This is a genomic window from Vitreoscilla filiformis (assembly GCF_002222655.1).
Classification (GTDB): Bacteria; Pseudomonadota; Gammaproteobacteria; order Burkholderiales; family Burkholderiaceae_C; genus Ideonella; species Ideonella filiformis.
On sequence record NZ_CP022423.1, the window covers coordinates 1,699,260 to 1,724,029 of the forward strand.

The 24,770-nt window shown below is 63.9% G+C and carries 25 protein-coding genes and 1 pseudogene; 19 read left to right on the forward strand and 7 right to left on the reverse strand.

Annotated elements, in window-relative coordinates; genetic code table 11:
• Positions 1-9 precede the first annotated feature (9 nt).
• Positions 10-351 (forward strand): annotated as a pseudogene (locus tag VITFI_RS18200) (DUF3717 domain-containing protein); the annotation flags it as partial.
• A gap of 38 nt (positions 352-389) precedes the next feature.
• Here the strand turns inward: VITFI_RS18200 and VITFI_RS08045 are convergent.
• The 3 genes from VITFI_RS08045 to VITFI_RS08055 are packed head-to-tail and all read right to left on the reverse strand — an operon-like array spanning position 390 to position 3,197.
• Positions 390-1,838 (reverse strand): HAMP domain-containing sensor histidine kinase, encoded by a 1,449-nt coding sequence (locus tag VITFI_RS08045; RefSeq protein ID WP_089416503.1) that lies wholly within the window; start codon positions 1,836-1,838, stop codon positions 390-392.
• A 12-nt stretch (positions 1,839-1,850) separates the two neighbouring features.
• On the reverse strand, positions 1,851-2,642 hold the full coding sequence (locus VITFI_RS08050) for a winged helix-turn-helix domain-containing protein (protein ID WP_198301685.1): 792 nt from the start codon (positions 2,640-2,642) through the stop codon (positions 1,851-1,853).
• A gap of 21 nt (positions 2,643-2,663) precedes the next feature.
• Positions 2,664-3,197: a Spy/CpxP family protein refolding chaperone gene (locus VITFI_RS08055; protein WP_157725606.1), complete on the reverse strand. Its 534-nt coding sequence runs from the start codon at positions 3,195-3,197 to the stop codon at positions 2,664-2,666.
• Between the two features lie 124 nt (positions 3,198-3,321).
• Here VITFI_RS08055 and dinB point away from each other — a divergent pair, with 124 nt between their 5' ends.
• Positions 3,322-4,500 carry a DNA polymerase IV gene (gene dinB / locus VITFI_RS08060; protein WP_089416505.1) on the forward strand — a complete coding sequence of 393 codons (1,179 nt, stop codon included), beginning with the start codon at positions 3,322-3,324 and terminating at the stop codon, positions 4,498-4,500.
• A 13-nt stretch (positions 4,501-4,513) separates the two neighbouring features.
• On the opposite strand, the gene VITFI_RS08065 is transcribed toward dinB, so the two are convergent.
• The gene (locus VITFI_RS08065) at positions 4,514-4,915 is read right to left on the reverse strand and encodes a YbaN family protein (protein ID WP_089416506.1); all 402 of its coding nucleotides are present in this window, start codon (positions 4,913-4,915) and stop codon (positions 4,514-4,516) included.
• Positions 4,916-5,001: 86 nt separating this feature from the next.
• Between VITFI_RS08065 and VITFI_RS08070 the strand changes: the two genes are divergently transcribed.
• Both VITFI_RS08070 and VITFI_RS08075 read left to right on the forward strand, forming a co-directional pair.
• The gene (locus VITFI_RS08070; protein WP_089418040.1) at positions 5,002-5,535 is read left to right on the forward strand and encodes a hemerythrin domain-containing protein; all 534 of its coding nucleotides are present in this window, start codon (positions 5,002-5,004) and stop codon (positions 5,533-5,535) included.
• 11 nt (positions 5,536-5,546) lie between these two features.
• Positions 5,547-6,686 carry an alpha-hydroxy acid oxidase gene (locus VITFI_RS08075; RefSeq protein WP_089416507.1) on the forward strand — a complete coding sequence of 380 codons (1,140 nt, stop codon included), beginning with the start codon at positions 5,547-5,549 and terminating at the stop codon, positions 6,684-6,686.
• Between the two features lie 33 nt (positions 6,687-6,719).
• On the opposite strand, the gene VITFI_RS08080 is transcribed toward VITFI_RS08075, so the two are convergent.
• Positions 6,720-7,103, reverse strand: coding sequence for a nuclear transport factor 2 family protein (locus VITFI_RS08080; RefSeq protein WP_089416508.1), 384 nt, complete (start codon positions 7,101-7,103; stop codon positions 6,720-6,722).
• A gap of 113 nt (positions 7,104-7,216) precedes the next feature.
• Between VITFI_RS08080 and VITFI_RS08085 the strand changes: the two genes are divergently transcribed.
• Positions 7,217-8,143, forward strand: coding sequence for a LysR family transcriptional regulator (locus VITFI_RS08085; protein WP_089416509.1), 927 nt, complete (start codon positions 7,217-7,219; stop codon positions 8,141-8,143).
• A 65-nt stretch (positions 8,144-8,208) separates the two neighbouring features.
• Here the strand turns inward: VITFI_RS08085 and VITFI_RS08090 are convergent, their stop codons facing one another.
• Complete coding sequence (locus VITFI_RS08090) at positions 8,209-8,703, reverse strand: hypothetical protein (RefSeq protein WP_089416510.1); 495 nt, start codon at positions 8,701-8,703, stop codon at positions 8,209-8,211.
• Positions 8,704-8,950: 247 nt separating this feature from the next.
• Here VITFI_RS08090 and VITFI_RS08095 point away from each other — a divergent pair, with 247 nt between their 5' ends.
• From VITFI_RS08095 to fdx, 6 genes are all read left to right on the forward strand, one after another.
• Positions 8,951-10,165 carry an IscS subfamily cysteine desulfurase gene (locus VITFI_RS08095; RefSeq protein ID WP_089416511.1) on the forward strand — a complete coding sequence of 405 codons (1,215 nt, stop codon included), beginning with the start codon at positions 8,951-8,953 and terminating at the stop codon, positions 10,163-10,165.
• 26 nt (positions 10,166-10,191) lie between these two features.
• The gene (gene iscU, locus VITFI_RS08100; protein WP_089416512.1) at positions 10,192-10,620 is read left to right on the forward strand and encodes a Fe-S cluster assembly scaffold IscU; all 429 of its coding nucleotides are present in this window, start codon (positions 10,192-10,194) and stop codon (positions 10,618-10,620) included.
• 108 nt (positions 10,621-10,728) lie between these two features.
• Complete coding sequence (gene erpA, locus VITFI_RS08105) at positions 10,729-11,079, forward strand: iron-sulfur cluster insertion protein ErpA (RefSeq protein WP_198301730.1); 351 nt, start codon at positions 10,729-10,731, stop codon at positions 11,077-11,079.
• An 18-nt stretch (positions 11,080-11,097) separates the two neighbouring features.
• A complete protein-coding gene (iscA, locus tag VITFI_RS08110; RefSeq protein WP_089416514.1) occupies positions 11,098-11,421 on the forward strand; it encodes an iron-sulfur cluster assembly protein IscA in 324 nt (107 codons plus the stop codon).
• Positions 11,422-11,575: 154 nt separating this feature from the next.
• The gene (hscA, locus tag VITFI_RS08115; RefSeq protein ID WP_089416515.1) at positions 11,576-13,507 is read left to right on the forward strand and encodes a Fe-S protein assembly chaperone HscA; all 1,932 of its coding nucleotides are present in this window, start codon (positions 11,576-11,578) and stop codon (positions 13,505-13,507) included.
• Positions 13,504-13,860, forward strand: a complete 357-nt coding sequence (gene fdx, locus VITFI_RS08120) for an ISC system 2Fe-2S type ferredoxin (RefSeq protein ID WP_089416516.1) — start codon at positions 13,504-13,506, stop codon at positions 13,858-13,860. Before hscA ends, fdx begins: the two co-directional genes overlap by 4 nt.
• Positions 13,861-13,863: 3 nt before the next feature.
• Here fdx and VITFI_RS08125 read toward each other — a convergent pair whose 3' ends face one another.
• Positions 13,864-17,928 (reverse strand): beta strand repeat-containing protein, encoded by a 4,065-nt coding sequence (locus tag VITFI_RS08125; RefSeq protein ID WP_198301687.1) that lies wholly within the window; start codon positions 17,926-17,928, stop codon positions 13,864-13,866.
• A 387-nt stretch (positions 17,929-18,315) separates the two neighbouring features.
• Between VITFI_RS08125 and nifV the strand changes: the two genes are divergently transcribed.
• From nifV to VITFI_RS08175, 8 genes are all read left to right on the forward strand, one after another.
• The gene (gene nifV, locus VITFI_RS08140) at positions 18,316-19,485 is read left to right on the forward strand and encodes a homocitrate synthase (RefSeq protein ID WP_089416519.1); all 1,170 of its coding nucleotides are present in this window, start codon (positions 18,316-18,318) and stop codon (positions 19,483-19,485) included.
• Positions 19,486-19,501: 16 nt separating this feature from the next.
• Entirely contained in the window at positions 19,502-19,837 is a 336-nt protein-coding gene (gene nifW, locus VITFI_RS08145) for a nitrogenase stabilizing/protective protein NifW (protein WP_089416520.1), read from the forward strand.
• Positions 19,838-20,081: 244 nt separating this feature from the next.
• Positions 20,082-20,930, forward strand: coding sequence for an electron transfer flavoprotein subunit beta/FixA family protein (locus tag VITFI_RS08150; RefSeq protein WP_089416521.1), 849 nt, complete (start codon positions 20,082-20,084; stop codon positions 20,928-20,930).
• Between the two features lie 30 nt (positions 20,931-20,960).
• On the forward strand, positions 20,961-22,061 hold the full coding sequence (locus VITFI_RS08155) for an electron transfer flavoprotein subunit alpha/FixB family protein (protein ID WP_089416522.1): 1,101 nt from the start codon (positions 20,961-20,963) through the stop codon (positions 22,059-22,061).
• Positions 22,062-22,094: 33 nt separating this feature from the next.
• Positions 22,095-23,408, forward strand: a complete 1,314-nt coding sequence (locus tag VITFI_RS08160; RefSeq protein WP_089416523.1) for an FAD-dependent oxidoreductase — start codon at positions 22,095-22,097, stop codon at positions 23,406-23,408.
• A 41-nt stretch (positions 23,409-23,449) separates the two neighbouring features.
• Positions 23,450-23,749, forward strand: coding sequence for a ferredoxin family protein (locus tag VITFI_RS08165; RefSeq protein WP_089416524.1), 300 nt, complete (start codon positions 23,450-23,452; stop codon positions 23,747-23,749).
• Between the two features lie 11 nt (positions 23,750-23,760).
• Entirely contained in the window at positions 23,761-24,216 is a 456-nt protein-coding gene (locus VITFI_RS08170; protein ID WP_089416525.1) for a ferritin family protein, read from the forward strand.
• A gap of 19 nt (positions 24,217-24,235) precedes the next feature.
• Positions 24,236-24,559 (forward strand): (2Fe-2S) ferredoxin domain-containing protein, encoded by a 324-nt coding sequence (locus tag VITFI_RS08175; protein WP_089416526.1) that lies wholly within the window; start codon positions 24,236-24,238, stop codon positions 24,557-24,559.
• The last annotated feature ends 211 nt before the right edge of the window (positions 24,560-24,770 follow it).

Genomic DNA, 24,770 nt, shown 5'->3' on the forward strand with positions numbered 1-24,770 from the left:
TGGTTTTTGTTGGCACCAGCCCTGCACATCACCGATCTGGAAGCCGCCATCAACTGGTGGCGTGAGCGTCAACCCTCGGACGGCCTGCGGGCCTGCGCCGAGGTGCGCGCCCTGGCCGAACCCTATGGCTGGATGGTGTGGCATGGTTTGCACGAGCTGGACAGCATCCAGCTCGACGAACCCGCCCGCGCCGCGTGGCTGGCGTGGTACGCCAGCACGCCCGATGCCCCGTGCATCGCCATCTGTTCCACCGCCCAAGGGGATGCCGTGTGCAAGGGCTGTGGCCGCACCGAACACGAGGTGCAGCACTGGCCGCAGATGGATCCGTTTGAGAAGCGTGCCGTCTGGCACCGCATCAGCGCCGAGGGCACGGCTTGGCGCTTCAACCGCTACGCCCCGAGCGCGCCGCCAGCGTCGCTACGCTTGCAGGCGCTGCGCCGGCAGCGTGAGCGCAAAACAACTGCCGCCGCCTCGCGTGGCGTACACACCACATCACCGCCGTGGCGCCGGGCGATCTGGCGCACGAGTGCCAAACCCAGCCCAACGCCGCCCTCGCGTTCGGCGTGGCCGCTCATGCGGTAGAACGGCTCGAAGATGCGTTCGCGCTCAGCCTCGGGCACGCCGGGGCCTCGGTCACAGACCTCCACCCGCACCGCGTCCGCACCGTCGCGCTGAACGTGAACGGCGATGTTGTCACCGGCGTAGCGGCGGGCGTTCTCCAACAAATTGCGCAGTGCGCGGCGCAACAGCCGGTCACTGCCGAGCACCGTCAGCGTTTCGCCTTCCACATCGGCCCCGACGCGGGCACCTTCTTCGGCTGCCAAACCCAGCAGATCGATCCGATCGTCCATCGTCATCGCGGCGCCAGCTTCCAAGCGGCTGGACAACAACACCTCATCCACCAGCGTGTCCAGCTCGTGGATGTTGGCGTTGATCTCGTGGTGCAGGTTCGCCTGTGCGTGGGGGGGCGCGTCGGCCCACATGGCCACCGCCATTTTTAGGCGTGCCAGCGGAGAGCGTAGCTCGTGGCTGGCGTTGGCCAGCAGGTTTTGATTCGAGCGGATGAGGGTCTCAATTCGCTCGGCGGCTTGGTTGAAACTGCGGGCCAATGTCGCGACCTCATCGCGCCCTTCGACATTCACACGCTGCCCCAGCCGCCCCGCACCAAAAGCCTCGACCCCCTGCTGCAAATGCTCCAGCCGCCGTGTCAAGCGCCGCACCACCGGATAGGCCCCAGCCGCCACGGCCACAAACAACAGCGCCAATAAGCTGATCATGGCGGTCAAGTCGCGTGTGAACGGGGGCCACGGGGGGCCGAGTTTGCGCCATCCCGGCAATGGCGGTGGGGCGTTGTCAAAGTCGGGCAGGCCCCGGTCATTCAGGCCGCCCGGCGGAGGAGCACCTTCCCCAGGGCGGAAGGCTGACCGGTCACGCAGGGGCGTGTCCGGGTCGCTGCCCGGGCCGCGACGTGGCGGGCGGCTCATCCACAGGATGCGGCCATCGTCCAGCGCAATGGCCATGGGTGGGCGTGGGCTTGATGTGTAGAAATCGTCGGAAGCGCCGATGCGTTGTCCATTGGCATCGTCCATCGCCATGGGCACCCGCAGCTTGCGTGACCATGCACGCAGGGCTTCGGCCTGCGCACCAGGATGAGCCGAGGCGTCTGGCAGCGAGTTTTGGATCATCTCGCCCCAGCCGGCCATGCGTTCGGCCAGTTCGGCATCCTTTTGGGTGCGCTCGTGCAGCAGATGGCTTTGGATCATCCATCCGGTGACGATGGCAAACAACGCCAACGCCACCACCACCGTGAGCCAGATGCGCAGGTACAGCGATTTCATGCTCGGTTCGGCTCAGTCCGTGCCGTCCATGTCTTGTTTGCGGGCGAAGACGTAGCCGGTGCCGCGCACCGTCAACACCCGCTTCGGATTTTTGGCGTCCTCCTCAATCACGGCGCGGATGCGCGAGACGTGGACATCGATCGAGCGGTCAAACGCCTCCATGGGATGGCCCTTGAGGGAATCCATGATTTGATCGCGGCTGAGCACCCGCCCGGGGCTGCGTGCCAGCACCACCAGCAGATCGAACTGGTGGCTGGTCAGGTCGCAGCGCCGGCCATCGAGACGGGCTTCGCGTGCGCCCAGGTCGATTTCCAAGCGGCCAAACACCAGCACTTCGTCGGCGGCGGGTTCCGGCGCGGCGCGGCGCAGCAAGGCTTTGACACGGGCCAGCAGTTCGCGGGGTTCGAACGGTTTGGGCAGGTAGTCGTCGGCGCCCAATTCGAGACCGAGGATGCGGTCCATGGGCTCGCCGCGTGCCGTCAACATCAGCAACGGCAGGCGACGGGTGCGGGGATGGGCCCGCAGCTCCCGCGTCAAGTCCAGCCCATTGCCGTCGGGCAACATCAGGTCGAGCACCAGGGCTTCGAACGGCTGGGACAGCAGCATCTGGCGCCCGGTGGCCAGGGAGCCGGCCACGCTCACGTCGTAGCCTTGGACGCGCAAATAATCCCCCACCATGGCGGTGAGGCGGTGATCGTCATCGATGAGCAGCAGCTTGGCGGACATGGTGTCGGCAGCCGCGCCGCCCCAGCCCATCGTGGTGGGCAGGGGGGACACGTGCCCGTTCAGTAAGGAAACCGTCATGGTAGCGCCTCCCCCTGTGCGTCAACGACGTGGGGTGCCGCTGGCGGCGCCGTCGCGATCCGGGCCGCCTTCTTGACGTTGTTTGAGGCGTTCCACCAGTTGTTTGCGCTGTTCGGCGGTCAACACCTTGGCCACGTCCAGCAGCACTTGGTTGGCGCGCTTGCTGGCGGCGTCATGGCGCGACAGGGTTTGCTGGCGAGCGGTCTCGGCCTTGGCGGCGTCGGCGGCCACGAAAGCTTGCAGCAGTTGTTCGTGGGTGCTGCGCTGGCTGTCTTGTTCCGCTTGGCGGGCTTGTTGGACGATTTTGCGGATCTGGTCGCGTTGTTCGGTGCTGGCTTTGATGTCTTCCAGCAGGCGATCCAGCCCCGGGCCCATCGGCAGGACGCTGGGCGCCATGGCTTGGGGTTCACACCCCCCTGCGCCTGGGCCACCGCGACCGCCGCCACCTGGGCCGCGCCCTTCCATGGGCTGGGCCACCGCCACGGCACTGGCCATCATGGCCACCAGCGAGAGACCCCCCAGCGCACGGCGGGCCGACAGTGACAACTTCGACATTGCAAACTCCTCACAGAAGAAAACAGAAGATGGGTGCATGGTCGAAACCCAGCGTTAGGCCACCATGGCCTGAGCGTAAAAAAGCGTGAAGTGTGGTGCGGGATGTGACCTCCCTGGCGGCACAATGCCTGTGGATTCATCCAGGGTTTTTGTGGTGTCTTGTGGGCTGTCCCGGTTGATTGCGCATCTGGACATGGATGCTTTTTATGCCTCCGTGGAGCTGCTGCGTTACCCCGAGTTGCGGGGCCGTCCCGTGGTGGTGGGCGGGCGTCAACCGCAGCTCCAGCCACGCCAGGCTGCCGACGGCACACGCCGCTTCGCCCAGCTCAGTGACTACGGTGGCCGAGGGGTCATCACCACCTCGACCTACGAGGCCCGGGCGCTGGGCGTGCATTCCGGCATGGGTTTGATGAAAGCGGCGCAACTGGTGCCAGATGCGGTGCTGCTGCCCGTGGACTTCGACCGCTACCGCGATTACTCCCGCCGCTTCAAAGCCGCCGTGGCCGAGCTGGCGCCGGTGATCGAAGACCGGGGCATCGACGAGATTTACCTCGATCTGAGCGAAGTGCCGGGGGTGCGGACGGTGGTCGGGCACGATCCGCTGGGCGGGGTGCGGGCGCTGGCGCTGGACATCCAAAACAACGTGCGCCAGGCCACGGGCTTGACCTGTTCGATGGGGATTTCGCCGAACAAGCTGCTGTCCAAAATCGCGTCGGATTTGAACAAACCCAACGGCCTGACGGTGTTGACGATGGCCGACGTGCCGCGCTGCATCTGGCCGCTGCCGGTGCGGCGCATCAATGGCATCGGGCCGAAGGCGGGGGCCAAGCTGGCGGCGCTGGGCATCGACACCATCGGCCAGCTTGCCGCACAGTCGCTGGCGTGGTTGGTACAGCACTTTGGCGGACACACGGGGCTGTGGCTGCACCGCTCGGCCCAGGGTCTGGACGACCGCCCCGTGGTGACGCACAGCGAACCCGTGAGCGTGAGTCGCGAAACCACCTTCGAGCGCGATTTGCACGCCGTGCTCGACAAGCCCGAACTGAGCGCCCAGTTCACCGCCTTGTGCGAGCGCGTCGCCGCCGACCTGAAGCGCAAGGGTTACGCCGGGCGCACGGTGGGCATCAAACTGCGCTTTGACGACTTCCACACCGTGACGCGGGATTTGACGCTGGCCGAACCGGTGGCCGACGCCCGCAGCATCCGCTGGGCGGCCGGTCAGTGTTTGAAGCGGGCGGTGTTGGAGCGGCGCTTGCGACTGCTGGGGGTGCGGGTGGGCAGTTTGAGGCGCTTGGGGCACTGAGGCGGGGTGCGGGTCAACGCCGCGTCGGCAAGCGCCAAAGCCACGTGCCGACGATCACACAACTGATGACCGGCGCCAGCTTCCACCACGAAGCAATGGCCCACCAGGCGATGGCACAGCTCAACGCCATCATCACCGTGGCGGCTTGTTTGGCGCGCAGGGGCACGGCGCGGGTGGCGCGCCAGTCGTGAACGATGGGGCCGAGTTGGGGGTGTTCCAGCAGCCAGCGCTCCCAGCGTTCGGAGCCCCGCGAAAAACAATACGCCGCCAGCAGCACAAAGGGCGTGGTGGGCAGCAGCGGCAGAAAAATGCCGATGAAGCCGGTGAGCAGCGCCAGCCAACCGGCGATCAGCCACAGGGGGCGCAGCCAGCGGGTGCGGGTGGTGATAGGAACGTCGGGCGGGAAGGGCTTCATGGGAGGATTGTGCCGGCATGGGCGTTCCCGCCATCGCCGACAATTCCCCCATTTCTCTCCCCCATTCCGCCCAAGAAAGCCCCGCCATGCCCACCCTCGTCTGGTCTGACCAACTGGCCCTGTCGCATCCGCAGATGGACACCACCCACCAGGAATTCGTCGAGCTGCTCTCTGCCGCCGAAACCGCTTGGGGCGAGTCCCCTGCCGCCCAAGCCGAATGCCTGGCCCGCTACGAAGCCTTGGTGCAGCACACCATCGGCCACTTCGGCCAAGAAGACCGCTGGATGCAAGCCACCGGCTTCACCCACGACAACTGCCACACCGGCCAACATGCCCAAGTGCTCGCCATCATGCAAGAGGTCGTGCGGCTGGCCAAAGAGCATGAAGACTTCGGCCCGTTGCAACGCGTCATGCCCGAGCTGGGCAAGTGGTTCGTCAACCACGCTCAAACCATGGATGCGATGCTGGCTTCGCACCTCGAACAAGTCGGCTTCGATCCGGACACCGGGTTTGTCGGCCACCCGCTCAACGCCGCGCCCATCAGCGGCTGCGGCGGCGACCATGAATGCGCGACCGACAAAGGCCAGCAGCAACCCGCCGAAACCGCGTCCGCCGCCTGAGGCCGCCCGCCATGGCCCCCGTCATCACCTGCATCGAAGACCTGCGCCAACTGGCCCAGCGCCGCGTGCCGCGCATGTTTTACGACTATGCCGATTCCGGCTCGTGGACCGAAACCACCTACCGCGCCAACGAAGCCGATTTTCAAAACATCAAGCTGCGCCAGCGCGTGGCGGTGAACATGGAACACCGCAGCACCGCCGTCGAGATGGTGGGCCAGCGCGTGGCCATGCCGGTGGCGCTGGCGCCCACGGGTTTGACGGGGATGCAACACGCGGACGGCGAAATTCTCGCCGCCCGTGCCGCCGAAGCGTTTGGCGTGCCTTTCACACTTTCGACCATGAGCATCTGCTCCATCGAAGACGTGGCGGCACACACCACACAACCGTTCTGGTTCCAGCTCTATGTGATGCGCGACCGCGAGTTCATCGAACGCCTGATCGATCGCGCCAAACTCGCCGGCTGCTCGGCGCTGATGTTGACGCTGGATTTGCAGATCGTCGGCCAGCGTCACAAAGATTTGAAGAACGGCCTGTCCGCGCCGCCGCGCCTGACGCTGGCCAACCTCGTCAACATGATGACCAAACCGCGCTGGTGCCTGGGCATGTTGGGCACGACGCGGCGCGGGTTCGGCAACGTCGTCGGCCATGCCAAGGGTGTGAGCGATCCGGCGTCGCTGATGCGCTGGACGGGCGAGCAGTTTGACCCGCGCCTGTCGTGGGCGGATGTTGAATGGGTCAAGCGCCGCTGGGGCGGCAAACTCATCCTCAAAGGCATCATGGATGCGGAAGATGCCCGCCTGGCCGCGCAAACCGGCGCCGATGCGCTCATCGTCAGCAACCACGGCGGGCGCCAGTTGGATGGGGCGCCGTCGTCGATCGAAGCGCTGCCGGCCATCGTCGATGCCGTGGGCTCACACATCGAAGTGTGGATGGACGGCGGCGTGCGCTCCGGCCAAGACGTGCTCAAAGCCTGGGCGCTGGGCGCACGCGGCACGCTGATCGGGCGGCCCTTCCTCTACGGCCTGGGCGCGCTCGGCCAAGCGGGGGTCACGAAGGCGCTGGAAATCATCCACAAGGAACTGGACTTGAGCATGGCCTTTTGCGGCCACACCCAATTGAGCCACGTCGGCGCCGACATTCTGGTGCGCTGACCTCAGGCGGCGTGGCCCGTCCCCCGCACATCCTCACACCATGCGCGGAATCTGCGATGAGTGGTGGTGCAGGATGGGTGCCGGGAGGGCCAGATCCAGCAGGTAGCTGAAGCGGGCCTCAAAGTTGAGCAGCTCGCCATCAACGGCAAAACGCCAGTTGTAAATCCCACTCAGTGCAAAAACCGTTTCACCCAGCGTTTGGGTGAGGAGGGTTTTTTCGTGCAGCGCGATGCTGAGTTCTTCGCGGCTGCCGAGTTTTTCGAAGTAATCGCGCAGTTTGTCGGGGGTGTTGAGCAGGCGGTTGGAGAAGGTCGGGATGAGCACGGCATGGGGGGCGTAGAGCGCCAGCAAATGGGCCACATCGCCTTGGTTAACGGCTTGCATCCAGCGATCCAGCACAGTTCTTGGGGTGTTCATCGGTTGAGGTTCCGGGGTGAGGTTGTGTTCGATGGCATCAAGGCCCGGATGCTAAAAAGAACAGCGCATCATGAAAAATCGATTCGAACCCACTGTTTCATCGATAAAACCCTATGAACATCAGTTTTCGGCAGTTGCGTCTCTTTCTCGCCTTGGCTGAACACGGCAGCGTCGGTGCGGCGGCGCGGGTGATGCATGTGACGCAGCCGACGGCCTCCATGCAGTTGCGCGAAGTGCAAGATGCGGCAGGCTTGCCGCTCTACACCTTGGTGGGGCGGCGCGTGCAGCTCACCGAGGCGGGGCACGCCCTGGCCACGACCGCCCGGTGCATGCTGGACGATTGGATCGACTGGGAACAGCAACTCGCCGCTTGGAAGGGGCTGACCGGTGGACGCTTGCGTGTGGCCGTGGTGAGCACCGCCAAATACTTCGTGCCGCGTTTACTGGGGGGGTTTTGCGCCCGCTATCCAGACATCGACATCCGCCTGGAAGTGCTGAACCGGGACGGCGTGCTCCAGCGCCTGCGTGAGCAGCGCGATGATTTGGCCATCATGTCCATGCCGCCCACCGACTGGGCGCTGGATGACGTGGTGTTCCTCACCAACCCCCTGGTGCTGATTGGGCCGGGGAATCATCCCCTGGCAGGGCGTACCTCATTGACGCTGGCAGATGTGGCGGGCGAGCGATTCATCTTGCGTGAGCGCGGTTCGGGCACGCGCATGGCGGTCGATGCGCATTTCCGCGCTGTGGGTTTTCAGCCCCAGGTGCGGTTGGAGCTGGGCAGCAACGAGGCCATCAAGGAGGCGGTGGCGGGGGGCTTGGGGTTGTCGGTGCTGTCGGCACACACCTTGCACGGTCGAGCGCGTGAACACGGGGTGCAAGTGTGGCCCGTGGCGGGGTTTCCGCTTGCGGGGCAGTGGCATGTGGTGTGCCGTCAGGTGCGGGCACTGAGTCCGATTGCACGGGTGTTCCGCGAGCATCTGTTGAGCCAAGCCGAGCGAGTGGCCGCCGATGTGGCCGCCGACGCCCCCACGTCTTGATTTCGATTCCAAATTTTCCCCACAACGCCGGCACGATCTGCGCGTGTGCTGGCAACAAAGGGGGGTTAAGCGCCCGAACCCGGTGGCACCGACTGCACCAGTGCCGCCACCACATCGCTCCCAACGCTGGCCGACGGATCGAGTTGCTGCAACTTGGCCAGCAACTGTCGGGCTTGCACGCCATCCCCTGAGCGGGTGCGCAAGAACACCAGCGCTTTGAGCATGAACAGCCAAAAACGCGCCGGGCCCAGGGCTTGGAAATCGGCGGCGCCAGGCTGAACGAGCGTCCAATCCGAGGGCAGACCGGCTTGCCACGCCGCCTGTTGCAGACCGCCGCGTGCGGCGCGTTCTGCCAACGCCAGCTCGCGGCGGGTGGCATGGCACTTGGCCAGCAGGTAATACACCGCCAGGGTTTGAGGTGAACAGGCTTGGGCTGTCCACAACAGCCCAGCCTGCTCGGCAGCGGGGGCTTGGCGGGCTTGCTGCAACAGTTCGCGCACATGAGGGGGCACGTCACCGCCGAACAGTTCGTCGGCGGCTTCTCCGGTGAAAAGGTTCATGAAAATCTCCTGTGAAACCTCATCCGGAAGCACAGCCGGTGCCGGCGTTGGCGCGTCGAACATCTGACAAAACCTACAGGCCAGTGAGTCGGCTGTCCGCCACATCCTGCGAGAAGTTGACACGGCGCAAACCCGACCAAAGAAAACTCCTTTTCTTTCAACCACTTGCAGAAGTTTCCTGGCTTGGCACGGCGGTTGCGAAAGCCTTCGCAATTCCCGACTCCCCTCATTTTCTGGAGTGCCGACGATGGAAACCGCCAAGCCGATTTACTTGGACTACGCCGCCACCACCCCCGTCGATCCGCGTGTGGTGCAGGCCATGGTGCCCTACCTCTACGAGCAGTTCGGCAACCCCGCCAGCCGCAGCCACGCCTATGGCTGGGCGGCGGAAGAAGCAGTGGAAATCGCCCGAGAGCACGTCGCCGCCTTGATCGGTGCGGATCCGCGTGAAATCGTGTGGACGAGCGGCGCCACCGAGTCCAACAACCTCGCCATCAAGGGCGCGGCGCAGTTCTACCAAGGCAAGGGCAAGCACCTCATCACCGTCCAAACCGAGCACAAGGCCGTGCTGGACACCATGCGTGAGCTGGAGCGCTCAGGCTTCGAGGTGACTTACCTGCCAGTGAACGCCGACGGCCTGGTGGAGATGGACACCCTCACCGCCGCGCTGCGCCCGGACACGATTTTGGTGTCCATCATGGCGGTGAACAACGAAATCGGCGTGGTGCAAGACGTGAGCGCCATCGGCAAGCTGCTGCGCAGCAAGGGCATTTTGTTCCACGTCGATGCGGCGCAGGCCACCGGCAAGATCGAGCTGGACATGAGCCGCCAGTGCATCGACCTGCTGAGCATGTCCGCCCACAAAACCTACGGCCCCAAGGGCATCGGCGCGCTGTACGTGCGGCGCAAACCGCGTGTGCGCATCGAAGCGCAAATGCACGGCGGTGGCCACGAGCGCGGCATGCGCTCGGGCACGCTGCCGACGCACCAGATCGTCGGCATGGGCGAGGCGTATCGCCTGGCCAAAGACAACATGCTGGCCGAAAACGCCCGCATCGGCGCCCTGCGTGATCGCCTGCTGGCCAAGCTGGGCAGCATCCCCGAAGTGCGCATCAACGGCAGCCTGACGCAGCGCATCCCGCACAACCTGAACATCAGCTTCACCTTTGTGGAGGGGGAGTCGCTGCTCATGGGCATCAAGGGCGTGGCGGTGTCGTCTGGGTCGGCGTGTACCTCGGCCAGCTTGGAGCCGAGTTATGTGCTGCGCGCCCTGGGCCTCTCAGACGAAGTGGCGCACAGCTCCATCCGCTTTTCCATCGGCCGCTTCACCACCGAGGCCGATGTGGATGCGGCCGCCGCACGCGTCCAAGCCACGGTGGAGAAGCTGCGCAGCCTCTCGCCGCTGTGGGACATGCACCTGGCCGGCATCGACCTGTCCACCGTGCAGTGGGCTGAACACTGATTTCGTGATGATTTGAGGAGATCCCCATGGCTTACAGCGACAAGGTCATCGACCACTACGAGAACCCCCGCAACGTCGGCGGCTTTGAGGCCACGGATGACGGCGTGGGCACTGGCATGGTCGGCGCCCCGGCCTGCGGCGACGTGATGAAGCTGCAAATCAAGGTCAACCCCAGCACCGGCGTGATCGAGGATGCCCGCTTCAAAACCTATGGCTGCGGCTCGGCGATTGCGTCCAGCTCGCTGGTGAGCGAGTGGGTCAAGGGCAAGACGCTGGATCAGGCGCTGGCCATCAAGAACACCGACATCGCCGAAGAGCTGGCCCTGCCGCCGGTGAAGATTCACTGCTCCATCCTGGCCGAAGACGCCATCAAGGCGGCGGTGAACGACTACCGCACCAAAGCCAACAGCAGCGCCACCACCATCGAGAAGGCGGCCTGCGCGCCGGCTTCCTGAGCCTCCTTCGCTGTCATCCCTGTCCTTCCATTCCTCAGGAGAAGTTTCATGGCCTGCCAATCTCAACCCAACGGCGGTTCTTGCTCGACCCCGGCCATGCCGCCGGTGATGCCGACCCTGGCCGATGGCGCCAGCGCCCTCAACATCAGCGACGCCGTGGTCGCCAAAGTCGGTGAAATGCTGGCCGAGGAAAACGACCCGAACCTGCGCCTGCGCATCTTCGTTACCGGTGGCGGCTGCTCGGGTTTCCAGTACGGCTTCGCGTTTGACGACGCCGCCAAGGACGATGACACCGAAATCACCAAGGGCGACGTGCGCGTGCTGGTGGACGCCATGAGCCTGCAATACCTGGTCGGCGCCGACATCGACTACGAAGACAGCCTCGAAGGCTCGCGCTTCGTCATCAAGAACCCGAACGCCAGCAGCACCTGCGGTTGCGGCAGCTCGTTCTCGGTTTGAGGCACAGGAGGCCCGATCATGGCTGTGACCGTTTCCCCCAAGGCCGCCAAGCAAATCAGCAAGGCGTTGACGCAGCGCGGCTCGGGCCTGGGCCTGCGCTTGGCTGTCAAGACCAGCGGTTGCTCGGGCTACGCCTACGCGCTGGAGTTCGTGGACGCCACCGGCCCGGAGGATCAGGTGTTCGACACCGAGGGCGTCAAGCTCATCGTCGATGCCCAAAGCCTGCCGCTGCTGGACGGCACCGAACTGGACTGGGTGCGCGAAGGTTTGAACGAAGGTTTCAAGTTCCACAACCCGAACGCCTCGGCCGCTTGCGGCTGCGGTGAATCGTTCGCGGTGTGATCTCCCCTCTCCCCAACCCCTCTCCCACAAGGGGCGAGGGGCTTTGAAGGCGCAGGGTCTCCCTCTCCCCTCGTGGGAGAGGGCCGGGGAGAGGGGGCGCGCACCCGGAATCACCCCGTTGGCAGACTGACTGAAGAAGAAAAGGTGGATCGTCATGGCGCTGTTGCAGATTGCTGAACCTGGCCGGGCCGCCGCACCTCACCAGCACCGGCTGGCGGTGGGCATCGACTTGGGCACCACCAACTCGCTGGTGGTCACGATCCGCAGCGGCCTGCCGGTGGTGTTGGGCGACGAGGCCGGGCGCACGCTGCTGCCCTCCGTCGTCCACTACGCCGCCGACGGCTCGGTGACGGTGGGCGACGCCGCCCGCGCCCTGGCGTCTACCGATCCGCTGAACACCATCGCTTCGGCCAAGCGCTTGATTGGCCGCGCACCGGCGGACATCGCCCCCGGCATCGTGCCCTACCCGTTGGAGCCGCTGGGGCCCAGCGCCGTGGGCGTGCGCACCGTGGCGGGGGTGAAAAGCCCGGTGCAAGTCGGCACCGAGGTGCTCAAGGCGCTCAAAGACCGGGCCGAAGCTTCGTTGGGCGGGGCGCTGGTGGGTGCCGTCATCACCGTGCCGGCCTACTTTGATGACGCGCAGCGCCAAGCCACCAAGGACGCCGCCCGCGCCGCCGGCCTGAACGTGCTGCGCCTGCTGAACGAACCCACCGCCGCCGCCGTGGCCTACGGCTTGGACACCGCCAACGAAGGCGTTTATGTGGTGTACGACCTGGGCGGCGGCACCTTCGACGTGAGCGTGCTGCGCCTGACACGTGGCGTGTTTGAAGTGCTGGCCACCAATGGCGACGCCGTGCTGGGTGGCGACGATTTCGATCAACGCCTGGTCGAGTGGTTTTGCAGCCTCGACCCAAGTTTCACCTGGGATGCCGAAGACGCCGGTGCGCTGCGCGCTGCTGCGCGCAGCGCCAAGGAAGAGCTGTCCGCTCACGAACTCGTCACCCTGCTGTGTACCCGCAGCCGCGACGGTAGCACCCACGCCACCACCCTGACCCGCGCCCAGTTCGACGCCCTGACACGCGACTTGGTGGAGCGCACCCTCGGCCCGGTCAAACGTGCCTTGCGCGATGCCGGCCTCAAAGCCAGCGAGGTGGACGGCGTGGTGATGGTGGGCGGCTCCACCCGCTTGCTGCAAGTGCGCCGCGCCGTGGCCGAACTGTTTGGCCGCGAACCGTACACCGGCATCGACCCCGATCAAGCCGTGGCGCTGGGCGCCGCGATTCAAGCCGACCAGCTCGCCGGCAACAAAGCGGCGGGCGACAACGGCCTGCTGTTGCTGGACGTCTGCCCGCTCTCGCTCGGCTTGGAAACCATGGGCGGTTTGGTGGAAAAAATCATCCCGCGCAATTCCACCGTGCCCACGGCGCGGGCGCAGGACTTCACCACGTTCAAGGACGGCCAAACCGCCATGGCGCTGCACGTCGTGCAAGGCGAGCGCGAGCTGGTGAGCGAGTGCCGCAGCCTGGCGCGCTTCACGCTGCGCGGCATTCCGCCGATGGTGGCGGGGGCGGCGCGCATCCGCGTGACCTTCCAAATTGATGCCGATGGTTTGTTGAGCGTGACGGCGCAAGAACAAACCTCGGGCGTGCAAGCGCACGTTGAAGTCAAACCGAGTTACGGCCTGGCCAATGACGAGGTGGCCGGCATGTTGAAAGCCGCCATCGGCAACGCCGAAGCCGACGCTGCCGCCCGCATGCTGCGTGAAGCTGAACTCGAAGCGCGCCGCTTGCTCGACGCGGTGGACGCTGCCCTGCACCAAGACGGCGAGTTGCTGCTGCCGCGTGAGCAGTTTGTCATCCTGCGCGCCATGCAAGAGGTGGCGGACGGCCTGGAGCAATGCGCCGCCCAGGAAGAAGGCCACCACAAGCTGGACGAACAGCGTGCCCTGCGCGACATGCTGAAAAAAGCCACCGACGGCCTGAACGCCGCCACCACCCCGTTTGCTGCCCGTCGCATGGATGCGCGGGTGCGTGAAGCGCTGGCTGGCCAGCGCTTGGACACCCTTGCCGAGGCCATCACCGCATGAACCCGACCGCCAAACCTCCCACCCCGGTGCGCGTGCTGCCGCACCCCGAACTCTGCCCCGATGGGGTGAGTTTCGAAGGCCGCACCGGCCAAAAACTGGTGGACGCTTTGCTGGCGCAAGGCGTGGCCATCGAACATGCGTGCGAAAAGGTGTGCGCGTGCGCCACCTGCCACGTCCACATCCGCGAAGGCTTGAGCGCGCTCAAACCCGCCGATGATGCAGAAGAAGACCAGCTCGATGACGCTTGGGGGTTGGACGCCCAATCCCGCTTGGCGTGTTGCGTCAAGCTGAACGGGGCGCCGCTGGTGGTGGAGCTGCCGCGCTACACCAAGAACCATGCGCGGGAGCGTTGAGGGTCAGAGGCTGAACACGTAGTCGCCCACGGCTGTGCTGGCGGTGCCCGTGAGGGTGGTCAGCAAGGTCAACTCGTCGGCGCTGACGGTGGCGTCGTTGCCGGTGGAGGTGAAGAGGTAGAGCTGCGAGTCGATGCCGTTGTCCACCGCAAACAGGGCTTGTTGGCCCGTCAGATAGTCGGTGTTGGTGCTGCCGATCAGGTTGGCGGCAGACGTGGCGTTGAGGCTGCCGCTGATGTTGCTGGTGAAGATCACCAGTTCTGCCGCAGCGTCAAAGCCATCTCCATCGGGGTTGCTGATGACGATGCCGCCGTCCACCGTGGCGTCACTGTTACCGATGCGGATGGCCATGGCGCTTTGCTGAAGGCTGATGACATCGGAGCCGGAGGTGAAGCCGGTGAGGGTGTCACTGCCGTCCAAGCTGGTCAGCATGACGCGGTCGCGCTCGCTGTCGGCCAAAAACAGGGTGTCGCTGCCGCTGCCGCCCATGAGGGTGTCACTGCCAGAACCGCCGGTGAGTAGGTCGTTGCCGGCGCCGGCATCTAGGATGTCGTTGCCGCCGCCGCCATAGAGGGTGTCGTTACCGGCGTTGGTGCGGATGTCGTCGTTGGTGGCGTTGCTGGAGTTGTCGATCCTGTCATTGCCGCTGCCGGTGCTCAGCAGGATGCGCTCCATGCTGGAGACAGTGACGGAGCCACTGCCCACCAGGGTGGACGCCATGCCACCACTGATCCAGTTCACGGCGCTGGTGGTGTTGGACCAGTTGGCAAAGAAGGTGTCAGTACCTGTGCCGCCAGAGTGGGAGCGGCTTGGCCCAGTGGCTGAAGTGTTGGCGCCGGTGTCCAAATCGAAGATCAGATCGTTGGCCCCGGTGCCTGTGACGCCGATGTGTTCGATGTTGGAGAGGCTGGCTCCAGGGAAAGCACCGCTGAAGAGCTGGAATTGCTTGCCAGTGGTGACGAGGGCGTTGACGCTGTCCCAAGTGGAGTTGGCGTCGACGCGGGTGCCATTGATGGCGTTGCTTGTGGGGCTCCAATACCAAGCGATGCTGCTGGTGCTGCTGAGGTCGGACAAAGAGATGACTACTCTGTCGTCGCCGTCACCACCATCGATGGTGTCGCGGCCAGAGGCACCGAGGATGGTGTCATCACCCGAGCCAGCGTTGACTTGGTCGACATCGGGTGTGGCATATGTCGTAGAAGGGCTGAGGTAGAGCTGATCGTTACCAGCACCAGCATCAATGGAGTCGTTACCGCCGCCGCTGTAGATGGTGTCGTTGCCGGCGTTGGTGCGGATGTCGTCGCTGGTGTAGTTGTAGTAGTTGTTGATCGAATCATTGCCGCTGCCGGTGCTCAGCAGGAGGCGCTCCATGCTGGAGACAGTGACGGAGCCACTGCCCACCAGGGTGGATGCCATGCCACCACTGCTCCAGTTCACGGCGCTGGTGGTGTTGGACCAGTTGGCAAAGAAGGTGTCGGTACCCGTACCGCCAGAGTGGGAGCGGCTTGGCCCAGTGGCTGAAGTGTTAGCGCCGGTGTCCAAATCGAAGATCAGATCGTTGGCCCCGGTGCCTGTGACGCCGATGTGTTCGATGTTGGAGAGGCTGGCTCCAAAGGCAGTGCCATTGAAGAGCTGGAATTGCTTGCCAGTGGTGACGAGGGCGTTGACGCTGTCCCAAGTGGAGTTGGCGTCGACGCGGGTGCCATTGCTGGCGTTGCTTGTGGGGCTCCAATACCAAGCGATGCTGCTGGTGCTGCTGGTGCTGCTGAGGTCGGACAAAGAGATGGCTACTCTGTCATCACCGTCGCCACCATCGATGGTGTCGCGGCCAGAGGCACTGAGGATGGCGTCATCGCCTGAGCCAGCGTTGACCACATCGCGGTCGGTTTCGTAGGCGGGGCTGGTGCTTGTGGACGTGGATGTATCGACCACGATAAGGTCGTTGCCGGCGCCCGCATCCAGGGTGTCATTGCCGCCGCCGCTGTAGATGGTGTCGTTGCCGGCGTTGGTGCGGATGTCGTCGTTGGTGGCGTTGCTGGAGTTGTCGATCCTGTCATTGCCGCTGCCGGTGCTCAGCAGGAGGCGCTCCATGTTGGAGACAGTGACGGAGCCACTGCCCACCCGGGTGAACAGCATGCCACCCTTGCTCCAGTTCACGGCGGTGGTGGTGTTAGACCAGTTGGCAAAGAAGGTATCGATGCCTGCGCTGCCGTTGTAATACCGGAGGTATGCGGCAGTTGATGAACCAGCGCCGGTGTTCAAATCGAAGATCAGATCGTTGGCCCCGGTGCCAGCGATGACGTCAAGGCGTTCGATGTTGGAGAGGCTGGCTCCAAGGGAAGTACCACTGAAGAGCTGGAATTGCTTGCCATAGGTGACGAGGGCGTTGACGCTGTCCCAAGTGGAGTTGGCGTCGACGCGGGTGCCATTGCTGGCGTTGCTTGTGGGGCTCCAATACCAAGCGATGCTGCTGGTGCTGCTGAGGTCGGACAAAGAGATGGCTACTCTGTCGTCGCCGTCGCCGCCATCAATGGTGTCGTAGCCGGAAGCGCCGACGATGGTGTCATCGCCTGAGCCAGCGTTGACCACATCGCGGTCGGTTTCGTAAGTGGGGCTGGTGCTTGTGGACGTGAATATATCGATCAAGATGTCGTCGTTGCCGGAGCCGGCATACAGGGTGTCATTGCCACTGCCGCTATAGATGGTGTCGTTGCCGGCGTTGGTGCGGATGTCATCGTTGGTGGCGTTGTTGGAGTTGTTGATCGAATCATTGCCGCTGCCGGTGCTCAGCAGGAGGCGCTCCATGTTGGAGACAGTGACGTAGTCACTGCTCACCCGGGTGGACAGCATGCCACCCTTGCTCCAGTTCACGGCGGTGGTGGTGTTAGACCAGTTGGCAAAGAAGGTATCGATGCCTGCGCTGCCGTTGTAATACCGGAGGTATGCGGCAGTTGATGAACCAGCGCCGGTGTTCAAATCGAAGATCAGATCGTTGGCCCCGGTGCCAGCGATGACGTCAAGGCGTTCGATGTTGGAGAGGCTGGCTCCAAGGGAAGTACCACTGAAGAGCTGGAATTGCTTGCCATAGGTGACGAGGGCGTTGACGCTGTCCCAAGTGGAGTTGGCGTCGACGCGGGTGCCATTGCTGGCGTTGCTTGTGGGGCTCCAATACCAAGCGATGCTGCTGGTGCTGCTGAGGTCGGACAAAGAGATGGCTACTCTGTCATAACCGTCGCCACCATCGATGGTGTCGTAGCCGGAAGCACCGAGGATGGTGTCATTGCCTGAGCCAGCGTTGACCACATCGCGGTCGGTTTCGTAAGTGGGGCTGGTGCTTGTGGACGTGAATATATCGATCCAGATGTCGTCGTTGCCGGAGCCGGTATACAGGGTGTCATTGCCACTGCCGCTATAGATGGTGTCGCTGCCGGCGTTGGTGCGGATGTCATCGTTGGTGGCGTTGCGGGCGTTGTTGATCGAATCATTGCCGCTGCCGGTGCTCAGAACGAAACGCTCCACTCCCGTGACCGACACGCCATTGATACTGATGCCGCTGTTCCAGGAAACCCCCGTGCTGAGGTCGGATCGATCCATGACAAAGGTATCCGTGCCCATACCCCCATCAACGGTGCCCCCCGCGTTTTGGCTGGCGTTGAGCGTGTCATTACCATCACCGCCCAACAGGGTGTCGGCCCCGCCACCGCCTTTCAGGCTGTCGTTGCCGGCGCCTCCACTCAAGACATTGGCGCTGGTGTTGCCGGTGATGATGTTGTTCAGCTCATTGCCCGTGCCGTTGAGGTTGGCATTGCCGGTGAGCACCAGCCGCTCAACTTGCGTGCCCAAGGTGTAGCTGACGGAAGCAGACACCGTATCGATGCCGCCGCCGGCTTGCTCAACGATTTGATCGAGCGCGTTGTCCACGTAATACAGGTCATGGCCGCCCAGACCGGTCATGGTGTCGGCGCCCAGGCCACCGTCGAGGGTGTCTTTGCCGAGGGTGCCCAGCAGGGTGTCGTTATCGGAGGTGGAGCCTTCGGCGAGGACAGGGGGGGTGTAACGGGTTTTCATGATGACAGTGCTTTCCAAAAATCCACCCCATCCCATCCAGGGGGCGGTGGTTCGGTGGCTCGTGGTCAGAACAAGTCGTGTCGTCGGTTTGTACTTTCCCTAGCTCTTGGGGTTGTCAAAAAGATTTTGCTTAATAACGAAGGTATTTCCGCTCGTGATTTGCGCCTGTTTGTCAGAAGTTAAACGATTTGTAAATTAACTTGAACATTGGGCGTTTTCTTGAGCGACTTCGGCTGTCCAGGATGCGACAAAGACGACGCAGTGCTTCATCCCTGCACCTCCCCCAGCGACGTTCAAATTGATTTGAAATCAACGGGTTGCTGAAACATTCGACCGTGGCTCGGGGCTTGCTTTGACCGCCCACATCGTCTCCACGAGCACCGCGCCATGACCCGCCAGCCCAGCCCCGTTGCACGCCCCACGGCCTTTTGCATCAACGACACCACGCTGCGCGACGGTGAACAAACCGCCGGCGTGGCCTTCACCGACGACGAAAAACGCAGCATCGCCGCCGAGCTGGATGCTGCCGGTGTGCCCGAAATGGAAATCGGCATCCCTGCGATGGGGCCGCGTGAGTTGGAGCTGATCCGCTCCATCACCGCCATGCGCCTGCGGGCGCACACCATGGTCTGGGCGCGCATGTGCGAAAGCGACTTGGCCGCCGCCCTGACCTGCGGCGCCGACATCATCCACCTCTCCATCTCAGCGTCGGACATCCAAATCCAACGCAAACTCAAGCGCGACCGCCCCTGGGTGTTGACCACGCTGCGCCACTTTGTGCAGCGGGCGGTGGCGGCAGGGACGCGGGTCAGCGTGGGGTTGGAAGACGCTTCGCGTGCCGACGATGCGTTCTTGGCGCAACTGGCCAGCACCGCCCAAGCCTGCGGCGCCGAGCGCGTGCGCTACGCCGACACCCTGGGCATCCTCGATCCATTTGAAACCCACCGCCGCATCGCCGCCCTGCGCGCAGCGGTGGACATCGACATCGAAATCCACGCTCACAACGACCTGGGCTTGGCCACCGCCAACACCCTGGCCGCCTTCCGCGCCGGGGCCACCCACGCCAGCACCACCGTCAATGGCTTGGGCGAGCGTGCCGGCAACGCGGCGCTGGAGGAAATCGTCATGGCCATGCGGCATCTGCATGGCGTCGATTGCGGTGTCGATTCACGGGCGCTGCCCTTCATTTCCGAGCTGGTGGCGCAGGCCTCCGGGCGACCGGTGGCCGCGAACAAGAGCATCGTCGGCGATGCGGTGTTCACGCATGAATCCGGCATCCATGTGGATGGCTTGCTCAAAGATCCGCTCACTTACCAAGGCTTCGACCCCGCCGAGCTGGGCCGCAGCCACCGCACCGTGCTGGGCAAACATTCGGGCTCACACGGCGTCATGGTGGCGTATGAACAACTGGGCCTGCACCTGTCCAACGACCTGGCGCGTCTTTTGCTGGAGCGCATCCGCAGCCACGTTGGCGACACCAAGCGCTCGCCCAGCCCAGACGACTTGAAGCGCTTCTACCTCGAACAGCTGCCCGCTGGCGCCACCCGCCCCTTTTGACGGAGATTCCCCCACCATGGACGACTTCACCACCCGGCTCAAGGCGCTGTCCAGCGCCAACGAGTTTCTTGAGTTTTTCGGCATCCCGTACGACGAAAAAATCGTCAACGTGAACCGCCTGCACATCCTCAAGCGCTTTTACCAGTACCTGCACCGCGCCGACTTGGCCGGGCTGGACGAGGTGGCGATGTTCACCCGCTACCGCGAGCTGCTGGCCCAAGCCTACAAAGACTTCACCACCTCTTCGGGTGTGCAAGAAAAGGTGTTCAAGGTGTTTCAAGACGCCAGCGGGCAGCAAACCGTGTCCGTCAACAAGCTGCGCGAGAGTTTGGCGGAGCGCCGCGCCGCTTGAGCACACCGTTGCACCGACTCGTCAGGGCCGCATCGCGGCCCTTTTTCATGGGCGCTTGCGGCGACGCTGTCGGAGACGCGACAAACCCCACAGCCGCGTCATGTCGGCGTCATGGCCTAAAAAATCGTTTCAAATCAATGGGTTAGAGAATTGTCATCGATGGCATGGGGTTTGCTGAACAGGATGCGTGACCCAGAGAGCCGGATGCCGGCTGCACCGTTCCAGTCGCCCAGGAGAGAAGACCATGCACATCGTCGTCTGCATCAAGCAGGTGCCGGATTCGGCGCAGATCCGCGTCCACCCCGTCACCAACACCATCATGCGCCAAGGGGTGCCGGCCATCGTCAACCCTTACGACCTCTTCGCTTTGGAAGAGGCGCTGCGCCTGAAGGACAAGTTCGGTGGCCGCGTCACCGTGCTGTGCATGGGCCCGCCACAAGCTGAGGAAGCCCTGCGCAAGTGCATCAGCTTTGGTGCCACCGACGCCATTTTGGTGACCGACCGCGCCTTCGCTGGTGCCGACACCCTGGCCACCTCCTACGCCCTGTTCTCGGCCATCAAGAAGATCAGCGAAGAACAGGCGGTTGATCTGGTGTTCACCGGCAAACAAACGATTGACGGTGACACCGCCCAGGTCGGCCCCGGCATCGCCAAGCGGCTGGGCTGGAACCTCCTCACCTACGTGAGCCGCATCGTCAAGGTGGATTTGGAAGCGCGCCGCATCCAGGTTGAGCGCCGCGCCGAAGGCGGTGTGCAGTTGCTCGACACCACGCTGCCCAGCCTCATCACCATGCTCGAAGGCACCAACGAGATGCGCTTCGCCACCATGGACGACATGTTGCGCGCCGCCCGCTTCCAAGTGCGCAAGTGGAACAAGGACGATGCCGGCATCGAAGACCTCAGCAAGATCGGCCTGAAGGGCTCGCCCACGGTGGTGAGCAAGGTCTTCGGCCCGACGCCACGCAGCGAGAAGGCCGACATGATGGAAGTCGCCGACACCAGCCTGCACGACGTCACCCTCAACCTGCTCGACAAGATCTTCACCCAGCATCCGACGCTGGAAGAAGAGCTGGTTGAGCGCCTGTCTGCCTGACCCAAGACCGCCCGCGAGAAGGTGCCTGCCATGAACCAACCTGCTGCCAAACCTGCTGCCCGTCCTGCCGGCCGTGGCGGTCGCAACCTGGAGCTGCCCGAACACCTCAAGTCCTACAAAGGCATTTGGGTGTTTGTGGAGCATGACCGTGGCCAAGTCCACACCGTCAGTTGGGAGCTGATGGGCGAGGCCCGCAAGCTGGCCGACAAGCTGGGCGTGCAAGTCGCCGGCGTGGTGATGGGTGGCCCGGACGAGAAGCTGGACGACTTCGCGAAAGAAGCCTACGCCTACGGCGCCGACCTCTGTTACATCATGCGTGACCCGGTGCTGAAGGGCTACCGCAACGAGCCGTTCACCAAGGGCCTGACCGATCTGGTCAACAAGTACCAGCCGGAAATCATGCTGCTGGGCGCCACGACGATGGGCCGCGATTTGGCCGGCTCCGTCGCCACCACGCTGGGCACCGGCCTGACGGCGGACTGCACCGAGCTGAACATCGACGGTCGCGCCCTGGCCGCCACCCGTCCGACCTTCGGCGGCTCGCTGCTCTGCACCATCATGACGCTGGCTTACCGCCCGCAGATGGCCACCATGCGCCCGCGCACCGCGCCGATGCCGCGCCGCGACGACACCCGCACCGGCACCATCACCGAAATGGCGCTGGGCATGGTGGAAACCGAGATCGTCACCAAGCTGCTGGACTTCATTCCGGACGCCAACCGCAACACCGTCAACCTCGCTTATGCCGACGTGATCGTGTCGGGCGGCAAGGGGCTGAAGTCGCCGGACAACTTCAAGCTGGTGTGGGATTTGGCCCGCGTGCTGGGCGCCGAAGTCGGTGCCACGCGCCCGGTGGTGCAGGCAGGCTGGGTCGAGGCCGAGCGCCAGGTCGGCCAAACCGGCAAAACGGTGCGGCCCAAGCTCTACATCGCTGCCGGCATCTCGGGGGCGATCCAGCACCGCGTGGGCATGGAAGCTTCGGATGTGATCGTGGCCATCAACACCGATGCCAACGCCCCGATTTTTGACTTCGCCCATTTCGGCATCGTCGGCAACGCCATGCAGGTGCTGCCCGCGCTGACCCAAGCCTTTGCGGCCCGGTTGGGCAAGCAAATCCGCAAAGTGGCCTGACCGTTGCCCCACTGACCCACAGGAGAGATTGCGATGTCCCCGAAAAAGGAAAAGTTCGACGCCATCGTCGTCGGTGCGGGTGCCTCGGGCAACGCGGCGGCTTACACGATGGCCAAGGCGGGTTTGAAGGTGCTGCAAATCGAGCGCGGTGAGTATCCCGGTTCGAAGAACGTGCAGGGCGCCATCCTGTACAGCGATGCGCTGGAAAAAATCATCCCCGACTTCCGCGAGGATGCGCCGCTGGAGCGCCACATCATCGAGCAGCGCATGTGGGTGATGGACGATGAATCCTTCATCGGCACCCACTACCGCAGCGACGACTACAACAAACCACCCTACAACCGCTACACCATCATCCGCGCCCAGTTCGACAAGTGGTTCAGCTCCAAGGTGCGCGAAGCCGGTGCGCTGCTGATCTGCGAAACCACGGTCGATGAGCTGCTGCTGGACGGCGATCGTGTGGTCGGCGTGCGGTCGGATCGCCTGGGCGGTGAGGTGTTCGCCGATGTGGTGGTGCTGGCCGATGGCGTGAACTCGACGCTGGCGCGCAAAGCCGGTTTCCACCCCGAGCTGGAAGCGAAGAACGTGGCGCTGGCGGTGAAGGAAATCCTGTTCCTGCCGGAAGAAGTGATCCAGGCCCGCTTCAACATCAAGGAAGAAGAGGGCGTGGTCATCGAGCTGATGGGCAAGGTGACCGAAGGCATGGTGGGCACGGGGTTCCTGTACACCAACAAGGATTCACTCACCATCGGCATCGGCTGCCTGCTGTCCGACTTCAAGGACAACCCCAAGCGCACCAGCCCCTACGCGCTGCTGGAAAAACTCAAGGCTCACCCCAGCATTGCCCCGCTGATCGAAGGCGGCGAGATGAAGGAATATGCCGCGCACCTCATCCCCGAAGGCGGCTTCAAGGCCGTGCCCAAGCTGTATGGCAACGGCTGGATGATCGTGGGTGACTCGGGCGGTTTTGTGAACGCCGTGCATCGCGAAGGCTCGAATCTGGCCATGACCAGCGGTCGTTTGGCGGGTGAAACCGTCATCGCACTGAAGGAAGGTGGCAAGGAGCCGACGGCGGCCAACTTGAAGCTCTACAAGGACAAGATGGACGAGTCCTTCGTCATGAAGGATTTGAAGAAGTACCGCGACATGCCGGACGTGCTGCACACCACACCGCAGTTCTTCACCACCTACCCCGAGCTGCTCAACCGCGCCGCCAAGACCTTCTTCACCGTCGATGGCGTGGACAAGAAGGCCAAGGAGCGCGAAATCCTCGGCAGCTTCCGCAGCGCCCGCCGCCTCACCGGCTTGGTGAGCGACGCCTTCAAGTTCTGGCGCGCTTTCCGCTAAAAGCCCGCCCGCCTACCCCTTTTCATGACAGGAGAAGCGCCATGAGCCTCGCTGCCGTCAACGTCGAAAACAAGCTGTTCCAGAACCGCTACAAGGTGGATCATGGCCGGCCGCACATCAAGATCAAGGCGCCGGAAGTCTGTGCCAACGATTGCAAAAGCCAAGCCTGCACCTTCATCTGCCCTGCCGCTTGTTACAAGGCCGAAGGCAACCGCACGGTGACCCTCATCACCGATGGCTGCCTGGAGTGCGGTTCCTGCCGCGTGGTGTGTACCGAGCATGCCAACGTGGCTTGGGAATACCCGCGTGGCGGGCACGGCATCCTCTTCAAGTTCGGTTGAGAGGCGCTGCCATGAACAACGTTGAACGCTTCCTTGCCCACGCCATCACGCTGGAGCGGGAGGCGGCGCGGCGCTACGAAGAGCTGTCGGCAGCGATGGGCACGGCGGGCAATCCGGTGGTGAAAGAATTTTTCGCCCGGATGGCCTACTTCTCGCGCAAACACCTGGCCGAAGCCACGGCCCGGGCGGGTTTCCGCGACGTGCCCCAGCTCGGTGCCGACGACTACGAGTGGCCCGACGGCGTCTCGCCCGAAGTGGCGGATTGGGTCGGCGTGGATGGCTTCCTCGACACCCGCGCCGCCCTGCAACTGGCGCTGGAGAGCGAGCGCCGGGGCCACGCTTACTACGCCGCCATCGCCACCAGCACCGACGACGCCGAGCTGCGCGCCCTGGCCACCGAGTTTGCCGAGGAAGAAGCCGAGCACATGGCCGAGCTGGAAAAGCTCATCGCCACCTGCGCGGCCTGATCGTTACAGGAGTTTTGCCATGCCCCATCCCGCTCGCCATGTGTTCGTGTGCAGCCAGCAGCGCCCGCCGGGTCATCCGCGTGGCAGTTGTGCCGCCAAAGGCGCGTCGCCCTTGCTGCAAGCCCTTTGGGGTGAGCTGCAAAAGCGCCAAGCCTATGACCAAGTTGCCATCACCTACTCGGGCTGCCTGGGCCCGTGCGAAGGCGGCCCCAACGTGCTGGTCTACCCCGAAGGCGTCCTTTACCAAGGCGTGACCCCCGCCGATGTGCCCGATATTTTCGAGCAGCACCTGCTGGGAGGAATCCCTGTCGAGCGCTTGGTGGCGCCGCCAGCGGTCTGGTGAATCCCGCTTTTTCGCTGACTGAACGGCCCTCCGCGTGAGGGCCGTTTTGCGTGCTTGTGTGACTTCCTGCGCCCTCACCGGGCTTTTTTTGATGTACATCAGATTGACGGCTTTTCCCTCCTCATTCGAACGGATGAGCGGCCCCAGGGGCTTGGTTTTTGCAGAGGTCGCCTCAGCCGGGGGGTTCCCACGGTCGGGTCTGCGCCGTCTT

Coding starts and splice junctions, on each gene's coding strand:
- VITFI_RS08045 (WP_089416503.1), bottom strand. CDS start 1,838: ATGAAATCGCTGTACCTGCGCATCTGGCTCACGGTGGTGGTGGCGTTG.
- VITFI_RS08050 (WP_198301685.1), bottom strand. CDS start 2,642: ATGACGGTTTCCTTACTGAACGGGCACGTGTCCCCCCTGCCCACCACG.
- VITFI_RS08055 (WP_157725606.1), bottom strand. CDS start 3,197: ATGTCGAAGTTGTCACTGTCGGCCCGCCGTGCGCTGGGGGGTCTCTCG.
- dinB (WP_089416505.1), top strand. CDS start 3,322: ATGCCTGTGGATTCATCCAGGGTTTTTGTGGTGTCTTGTGGGCTGTCC.
- VITFI_RS08065 (WP_089416506.1), bottom strand. CDS start 4,915: ATGAAGCCCTTCCCGCCCGACGTTCCTATCACCACCCGCACCCGCTGG.
- VITFI_RS08070 (WP_089418040.1), top strand. CDS start 5,002: ATGCCCACCCTCGTCTGGTCTGACCAACTGGCCCTGTCGCATCCGCAG.
- VITFI_RS08075 (WP_089416507.1), top strand. CDS start 5,547: ATGGCCCCCGTCATCACCTGCATCGAAGACCTGCGCCAACTGGCCCAG.
- VITFI_RS08080 (WP_089416508.1), bottom strand. CDS start 7,103: ATGAACACCCCAAGAACTGTGCTGGATCGCTGGATGCAAGCCGTTAAC.
- VITFI_RS08085 (WP_089416509.1), top strand. CDS start 7,217: ATGAACATCAGTTTTCGGCAGTTGCGTCTCTTTCTCGCCTTGGCTGAA.
- VITFI_RS08090 (WP_089416510.1), bottom strand. CDS start 8,703: ATGAACCTTTTCACCGGAGAAGCCGCCGACGAACTGTTCGGCGGTGAC.
- VITFI_RS08095 (WP_089416511.1), top strand. CDS start 8,951: ATGGAAACCGCCAAGCCGATTTACTTGGACTACGCCGCCACCACCCCC.
- iscU (WP_089416512.1), top strand. CDS start 10,192: ATGGCTTACAGCGACAAGGTCATCGACCACTACGAGAACCCCCGCAAC.
- erpA (WP_198301730.1), top strand. CDS start 10,729: ATGCCGACCCTGGCCGATGGCGCCAGCGCCCTCAACATCAGCGACGCC.
- iscA (WP_089416514.1), top strand. CDS start 11,098: ATGGCTGTGACCGTTTCCCCCAAGGCCGCCAAGCAAATCAGCAAGGCG.
- hscA (WP_089416515.1), top strand. CDS start 11,576: ATGGCGCTGTTGCAGATTGCTGAACCTGGCCGGGCCGCCGCACCTCAC.
- fdx (WP_089416516.1), top strand. CDS start 13,504: ATGAACCCGACCGCCAAACCTCCCACCCCGGTGCGCGTGCTGCCGCAC.
- VITFI_RS08125 (WP_198301687.1), bottom strand. CDS start 17,928: ATGAAAACCCGTTACACCCCCCCTGTCCTCGCCGAAGGCTCCACCTCC.
- nifV (WP_089416519.1), top strand. CDS start 18,316: ATGACCCGCCAGCCCAGCCCCGTTGCACGCCCCACGGCCTTTTGCATC.
- nifW (WP_089416520.1), top strand. CDS start 19,502: ATGGACGACTTCACCACCCGGCTCAAGGCGCTGTCCAGCGCCAACGAG.
- VITFI_RS08150 (WP_089416521.1), top strand. CDS start 20,082: ATGCACATCGTCGTCTGCATCAAGCAGGTGCCGGATTCGGCGCAGATC.
- VITFI_RS08155 (WP_089416522.1), top strand. CDS start 20,961: ATGAACCAACCTGCTGCCAAACCTGCTGCCCGTCCTGCCGGCCGTGGC.
- VITFI_RS08160 (WP_089416523.1), top strand. CDS start 22,095: ATGTCCCCGAAAAAGGAAAAGTTCGACGCCATCGTCGTCGGTGCGGGT.
- VITFI_RS08165 (WP_089416524.1), top strand. CDS start 23,450: ATGAGCCTCGCTGCCGTCAACGTCGAAAACAAGCTGTTCCAGAACCGC.
- VITFI_RS08170 (WP_089416525.1), top strand. CDS start 23,761: ATGAACAACGTTGAACGCTTCCTTGCCCACGCCATCACGCTGGAGCGG.
- VITFI_RS08175 (WP_089416526.1), top strand. CDS start 24,236: ATGCCCCATCCCGCTCGCCATGTGTTCGTGTGCAGCCAGCAGCGCCCG.